General features: G+C 32.2%; 8 protein-coding genes. All 8 read left to right on the top strand.

Annotated features, from left to right (window positions below; all coding sequences use genetic code 11):
- Positions 1-835 precede the first annotated feature (835 nt).
- Complete coding sequence (locus L950_RS23715; RefSeq protein WP_021191038.1) at positions 836-1,111, top strand: hypothetical protein; 276 nt, start codon at positions 836-838, stop codon at positions 1,109-1,111.
- Between the two features lie 424 nt (positions 1,112-1,535).
- Complete coding sequence (locus L950_RS23710; protein WP_021191037.1) at positions 1,536-2,174, top strand: hypothetical protein; 639 nt, start codon at positions 1,536-1,538, stop codon at positions 2,172-2,174.
- Positions 2,175-2,263: 89 nt separating this feature from the next.
- Positions 2,264-2,572, top strand: a complete 309-nt coding sequence (locus tag L950_RS23705; RefSeq protein WP_021191036.1) for a hypothetical protein — start codon at positions 2,264-2,266, stop codon at positions 2,570-2,572.
- Positions 2,573-2,981: 409 nt separating this feature from the next.
- The gene (locus L950_RS23700) at positions 2,982-3,422 is read left to right on the top strand and encodes a hypothetical protein (RefSeq protein WP_156169840.1); all 441 of its coding nucleotides are present in this window, start codon (positions 2,982-2,984) and stop codon (positions 3,420-3,422) included.
- Between the two features lie 218 nt (positions 3,423-3,640).
- Positions 3,641-4,330, top strand: coding sequence for a hypothetical protein (locus L950_RS23695; RefSeq protein ID WP_021191033.1), 690 nt, complete (start codon positions 3,641-3,643; stop codon positions 4,328-4,330).
- A gap of 11 nt (positions 4,331-4,341) precedes the next feature.
- Positions 4,342-5,187 (top strand): AAA family ATPase, encoded by an 846-nt coding sequence (locus L950_RS23690; protein ID WP_021191032.1) that lies wholly within the window; start codon positions 4,342-4,344, stop codon positions 5,185-5,187.
- 5 nt (positions 5,188-5,192) lie between these two features.
- Positions 5,193-5,948 carry a hypothetical protein gene (locus L950_RS23685; protein WP_156169839.1) on the top strand — a complete coding sequence of 252 codons (756 nt, stop codon included), beginning with the start codon at positions 5,193-5,195 and terminating at the stop codon, positions 5,946-5,948.
- A gap of 209 nt (positions 5,949-6,157) precedes the next feature.
- A partial coding sequence (locus L950_RS34540) for a hypothetical protein (protein ID WP_231577836.1) occupies positions 6,158-6,354 on the top strand: 197 nt, incomplete at its 3' end.

Below are 6,354 nucleotides of genomic sequence, written 5' to 3'. Positions count from 1 at the left end.
AAAAAATGCAATTTTACGTCGTCGTCAATTGGTTATATAATGGTCTTCATTATTGCATTATTTGGGTTAAAGAACAAGAACCGACTTTCCATTATTGATGTAATTCAATAAAACTTGATGACAATAATTTGCTTTATGACTAGAAAAGTGTAATTTTAAGTTGCAACACGTTAAAATCCGATCCAATTTAGCCTATGCAAGCAATTGTATATCAAAATGAAGTCGGTAACACAAGCCATAATAGTATGGGAACAAGCTAGTTTTAACCTTATTAGAACGTCATTTTTTGTATTAAGTATGGTCGCTACCCCATGCTTTTAATAAAATGCGCCTTTTAGATTTGGAACAAACTTCCCCTATCCTATTTACACTTATGTTTTACTAAACGCCCTATTCTGGCGCGCAGGATATGTTCTTTTTTAAGTTAAAATGTGCGAACCGGAGACAATAATCCTTGATCAGGTCCGTGTTGGTTCTGTGGTTAGTTTTGAATCGTTCTGTCATAATAATAGTGGTTATGTGAACAAGACAGTCTGGAAGTATAAAAAGAGCAATGCCTTACTGTACTCACCAAAGTGCTTGATAACGACCACCACAATAGCTTTCCAGTAAGGCATGCCCTCCCTTTAAGGGAAGCACAAAGATAGTACTTTCCTTTGAAAGGGCAATTCTTACTGTCTCGAAAGTGGTCGTTAGTCAAGCATCGAGTCTCGTAAATTATTTCGACTGTCCTCCTAGAGGTCAGCTTAATATCAATTAGTTATACAAATATAATGATAAAAAATCAACTGGTCGACAAATCGACCGATTTATTTTAATTTTTAAAATTTTGACAATGAAAACATCAGAAGAGCTAGAAGAATATCAAAAAAATCTTGTTAATTTTTTAAAAAACAAATTTTGTGATCCTTACAAAATCGATAATAAAAAAGTTTCAAGAAATATGTATGCTGAAAAAAGCGATATTGGAAGTTCCACTCTTACAAGAATCACGGATGGTATAGGATACGATGTCCCATTATCTACACTTTTTAAACTATGTAAATTTGAAAAAATTTCATTAGCTGATTTATTTGTCGAATTTGAGAATACTAATAAAGATATCAAGTAGCGAATAAATAATAACTCAAACAATACAAATAAAGTATCAGCGAAGATATACCAGCATGGTCAAAATTTGTAGATATTTTCAAAGGAGCCAAAGTTTATGGGTAATAGAGGATAATCACAGATATCAAGAGAGAAAAAATTAAAAGAATACAAGGGAAATACATTCTTCAAACAATATGTAATGGACAAGGATTTAAAGAACTACATGGAAACAAAAATCAACAACATACTATACTCTGACGGATTGTTTCTTAAATACCAGTATGCAGATTTTAAACACGAAGAATTAGATATCTTATTTAATTCACATAGTGTGGCAAAAAAACGATAGATGTTTTTTGCCCTATCTGTAAAAAAGAAGTGTATTTTCCGCAATTTGTGAGACAGAAAATTACGTTTTCGAACAAACGTATAATAATAGCCAATTGGGAAATGACAATCCTTTCGGACTAAATAGTCTTAATGGAGGTAAAAAGCATTGGCTGTCTAATTTGAATATAATTGTACGTGAATTTGAATGCAGTCGTGAAAAAAGTAATAGTCAACATAATTTTGTCGTTGCGTTTAAATTTTATGATAGCCATTTTGTAAAAATAGCCCAATATCCATCCGTTGCAGATCTTACCAATAGACATTTAAGTAAATACAAGAAACTGGACAATGATATCTTTCTAGAGCTTAGCAAAGGACAAGGTTTATTCTCTCATGGTGTCGGAATCGGATCATTTGTCTACTTAAGACGAATAATTGAAAACCATATTGTAAAACCAGAACTCAAAAAACTAATTAGCCAAGAAAAAATAACTGAAGAAGATTTATCAAAGAAAGACTTCAAAGAAAAGCTAAACCTACTAAGGGGAGAAATTTCTGACTTTTTAGTTGAAAACAAAAAGATTTATTCCGTATTAAGCAAGGGGATTCATGAACTTTCAGAAAATGAATGCCTAACTATGTATCCAATTATTGAAAAATGCATCGAGATAATTCTTGATGAACAAATAGAGTTAAAAGAAAAATTAAAAAAGAAAGAACAGGTCGCAAAACAGCTTAATCAATTGAAATAATCTTATCAAATACTTTCAGTAAAAGAAAACTGAACCTTTAATTTACTTACAGGAAATATATTGTAAATTTTTTATAAAACATACGCTTCATGATTGCTAACTTTCTATTCCAAACTGAACACCCACAGATCAACTTCAAGACTTTCTTTGAAATTGCCAGAGATTTTAGAAAAGGAGGTTTAACACCAGATAATTTTGAAGAAGTCATACGCCTTACAGCTAAATTACCTCCTATCAATACTAGGAAAGCTTCTGACTATAAAATTTTCGAACATCTTGGTTTGAAAGACATTAGTGAAGAAGATTTTCCCATCATCATTAGAGAAATGCTTAGGAGAGGACAAGAACAATCAAAAAATGTTGGCATCCTGAGGCTGCTTCAGCAACATGTAAGGTAGATAAGTCTGGACAAATTCTTGTTAGTGCAGCTCATTCAATCCAAAACAATGGCGTTTTAAGTAAAATAGCTAAAGATGGACATGTTACCACATTTTCAAGAGAAGAAGTTGGGTTTAAGGGGAAAAATGTTGGAAAAAAACTAGCGTCAATATTTTGGGGATTTTGCAACTTTCATGACGCAATGTTTAGTCCTATTGAAATCACAAATTATACCGGTACACCAGAACAGAATTTTTTGTATGCATATCGTGCATTTGTAATGATATCTCATAAAAAATAGAGGCATCTCATTTTGCAAATTTTGGTTCTCAATCTGACATTGACATTGAAGAAAATAGAAAGCATTTTGATAGAGCTATTTTAGAAAATGACTATGGGGCAATTAAAACACATGTAATAGAATTACCATTGTATTACCCAATAGCTGTTTCATCAGGATTTTATTTAGACTTTGACTTTGAAGGCAATTCCATACCACATTCCGAAAATAGGATGGAAAATATTTACATTACAGTTTTTCCTGACAATGGTAAAACATATTGCTTATTAAGCTATCTTAAAGAGGATGAAAATCTTTATCAGGAGCTCGCAGGTCAACTACAGTCAAGGAACAACTTTAAATCAGATTTAACTGTACTACTTGCTGCTCATGTTGAGAATATTTACTTTGAACCAATATATTTTGAAACATTTATTGCATGCCAATCAGAATCTATTTTAAGAGTTTTCCAACAGGCACAATTTGATGTTCAAAAATTAGACTCACAAGGAAATCACATAGGTAATCTATCGCTCACACCTCCAGATTATCTTAAAAATACACAGAAATTAAACTTTTTCGGTTATTAATTGATCCATTTTAAAAAATTATGGAAGAGGTAATTAAACAAAAAATGTTTTAAAAATGCGAATTTTATGAAAAAAGAAAATGTTGAATTTTACGTCCGAACAATCAAATAGTATAACTAAAAGCCTCACATCTACACTATCTTAAACTTAGCGATTTAATAAAGCAGCTTTGCCGTATTCAAATCACCGCCATTTTTTTATCATTTACGCAAATTCCCATGTTGAAATTTGAAACACCAGAAGTAACATCTTTCCCTGAATCAGTAAAACCTTCTGCATTAGCCAATACGGGGTATCCATTTGGTCAAATAGCAGACGACCGAAGATTTGAAGAGCTCACCTATTCTATCTATAAATCTAAAATAGATGGTGACGAGTTTTCCCCCTATGATGCAATTAGTCTGTTGACAGGAGTTCGCGACAAAGGAAGAGATTGTGTCCTTTATAAAAACGGTAAGGCAGATGGTGTAATACAATGTAAACTATACAAAAATCCATATTCAAAAAATGAATTAGGATTAGAAATCACCAAATTCATACTATACAGTATGATTGATGATAACTTAGTCAATGACTACTCTACTTTTACCTATTTCATCTGTACTGCAAATGGACTTACTGCCGACTGTACCGATTTTATCCATGATTTCAAAAATGCTATTGGAAATGAATCGCAATTATGTAAATGGATTGATAAATGCTTAGATAAGCCTACGTTGCAAAGTTTAAAGATTAATTTCAATATAAACTCCTTCAAGGAAAAGCTATCTAAGATAACTGTAAAGAGCATTTATGCTCAGGATTTAGACATAGAATTGAGTTCTCCTATCCTATCACATTTAGTTCCACTCTTTTTTGAGGTAAGAACAGTAATAGATTCATCTAAATTAGATGAATTAAAAATCTAATAAAACCAAGTTTGACAGGTCAAGAAGTGATTAATGCGCTTCGAACATCCTCAGTAAGTCTATCCGCTGAAAATAATGAATTTAGCTCCGTCTCTAACTCACATATAGTGCGTAAGGAAACAGAGCAATTATATAATTGGGTGATAAACGACAATAGTAAAACGGAAAAACATAACAACATATGTCTTTTAGTAGGGGCTGCCGGATACGGAAAAACTGTTATACTAAAGGATCTGTATGATAAGTGTCTCGATGAAAATATAGCCGTGCTAGGTTTGAAAGCAGACAAATTGTACCCTACCTCAATAGATGATTTACAAAACAACATAAGTACTCCCCTCCCACTAATTGAATTTATCCAAGAATCTAAAAAGCACTTTTCAAAAATTGTAATTTTGATCGATCAGATCGACGCCTTATCGCAATCCATGTCGTCTGACCGTAGATTTTTGAATGTATTCAGAAATTTCCTTGATGTCTTTCTAGATGATGATGACGTCAAAGTGATACTGTCTGTAAGACCCTATGAACTTAATTACGATCCGTCACTTCAATATTACAAAGATTCGAAAACCATCCATGTAAATCAGTTGGACGATCAGGAAGTTATTGCAGTTTTAAAAAAAGCACATATAAATCCGGACACGCTATCAATAAAGCTATTACAGCTGCTTAAAGTGCCTAATCAATTAGACGTTTTTTTACAGATTGCAATAAATGGGACAAGTCGTATTCAATCAATATCGCTTCATGGATTATATTTTGAGCTCTGGCGTCAGAAAGTTACTGAAATAACGAATAGAACAAATAAGTTCCAAGACTGTATTTCAGTAAAAGGCTTTTATATACGATTGTGAACGATATGTTTTCAAAGCAAAGGATTTCTGTTCCTGTTTTTAAATATGAAGATTATCAGCAAGAACTAAGTTACCTAGAAAGCGAAAGGCTACTTAAAAGAGGGGAAAACCAAATACAGTTTTTTCATCAATCGTTTTACGACTTTGTATTTTCTAAACAGTTAGTTGAAAACGAAAAAGATGTAATCGAATATATCAAAGATGCGAACCAGTCTATTCATATTCGATCTGCTGTAAAAATGACCTTCACTTACCTAAGAGAATATGATTTCGAGCAGTACATTAAATATATCTATTCCCTTTTTGACGACGAAGAAATACTCTTCCATATTAAACAGATTGTGTTTTCCTTAATAATATCATTAGAAACACCTCATCATGATGAAATCAGTTTTATTAAAACAATTATTAGAAAAGATATTCACTGCGAATTGTTATTCCTAGAGATGGCTAATGGAAAAGTATGGTTTGATGTTATAATTGAACAGGGGTATTTAGAGTTGTTAAAAAATGACACCACAAATATTTCTTCTAATATTGAGATTCATAAAATACGTCAAGTATTCTACAAGCTTCAAAATCAAATCATTTCATACAACTCCCAAAAGGCATGGGAAATAGTGGCAACAATACCAGATAAAACAAAAATTCAAGACCTTCTTTATCCTATAACAGATTGGAGCAATCCAATTAGTATTCAGCTTTTTGAGAGCTGTTTAGACTTTGAGGAGAATGATCCTTTGGTTATTATCATGTGCTAGACAATATATTACCAAATAATACGGAGTACGTAGTTAAGCAGCTTGCGCGTAACCTGTCAAAGAGCCTAATACATCCCAAAGGAAATTCTGATAACCAAAGAAATGAAGTTTTAAAAAAAATAACACTCCTATGTCCAGAGAAACTGTTCCCAATTTTGTTAGAATGTGTCTTATCTTATTTGGAAACTGATTGTCGATGTAATCTTGGATTGTTGATTAGTGATTGGGTATTCAACAATGTTGATTTGGATGGCGAAGAAGATTACTTCGACGGCCAAGAATATGTTTATCACCTATTAGGTACTTGTCTCAAGAAAACCGCCGAATTGCAACTTGATAATTTCTTATCGTTCTTTGATGAATATAAAGATTCGAAATATGAATCCATATTGAGATTAATCATTTT

The organism is Sphingobacterium sp. IITKGP-BTPF85, from assembly GCF_001006065.1.
Classification (GTDB): domain Bacteria; phylum Bacteroidota; class Bacteroidia; order Sphingobacteriales; family Sphingobacteriaceae; genus Sphingobacterium; species Sphingobacterium anhuiense.
The sequence above is the reverse complement of the archived record's forward strand: the minus strand, read 5'-3'. Positions and strand labels throughout refer to the sequence as shown.

What these genes read in the sequence shown, in the direction of transcription:
- L950_RS23715 (WP_021191038.1), top strand. Translation starts at nt 836, where the DNA reads ATGAAAACATCAGAAGAGCTAGAAGAATATCAAAAAAATCTTGTTAAT.
- L950_RS23705 (WP_021191036.1), top strand. Translation starts at nt 2,264, where the DNA reads ATGATTGCTAACTTTCTATTCCAAACTGAACACCCACAGATCAACTTC.
- L950_RS23695 (WP_021191033.1), top strand. Translation starts at nt 3,641, where the DNA reads ATGTTGAAATTTGAAACACCAGAAGTAACATCTTTCCCTGAATCAGTA.
- L950_RS23685 (WP_156169839.1), top strand. Translation starts at nt 5,193, where the DNA reads ATGTTTTCAAAGCAAAGGATTTCTGTTCCTGTTTTTAAATATGAAGAT.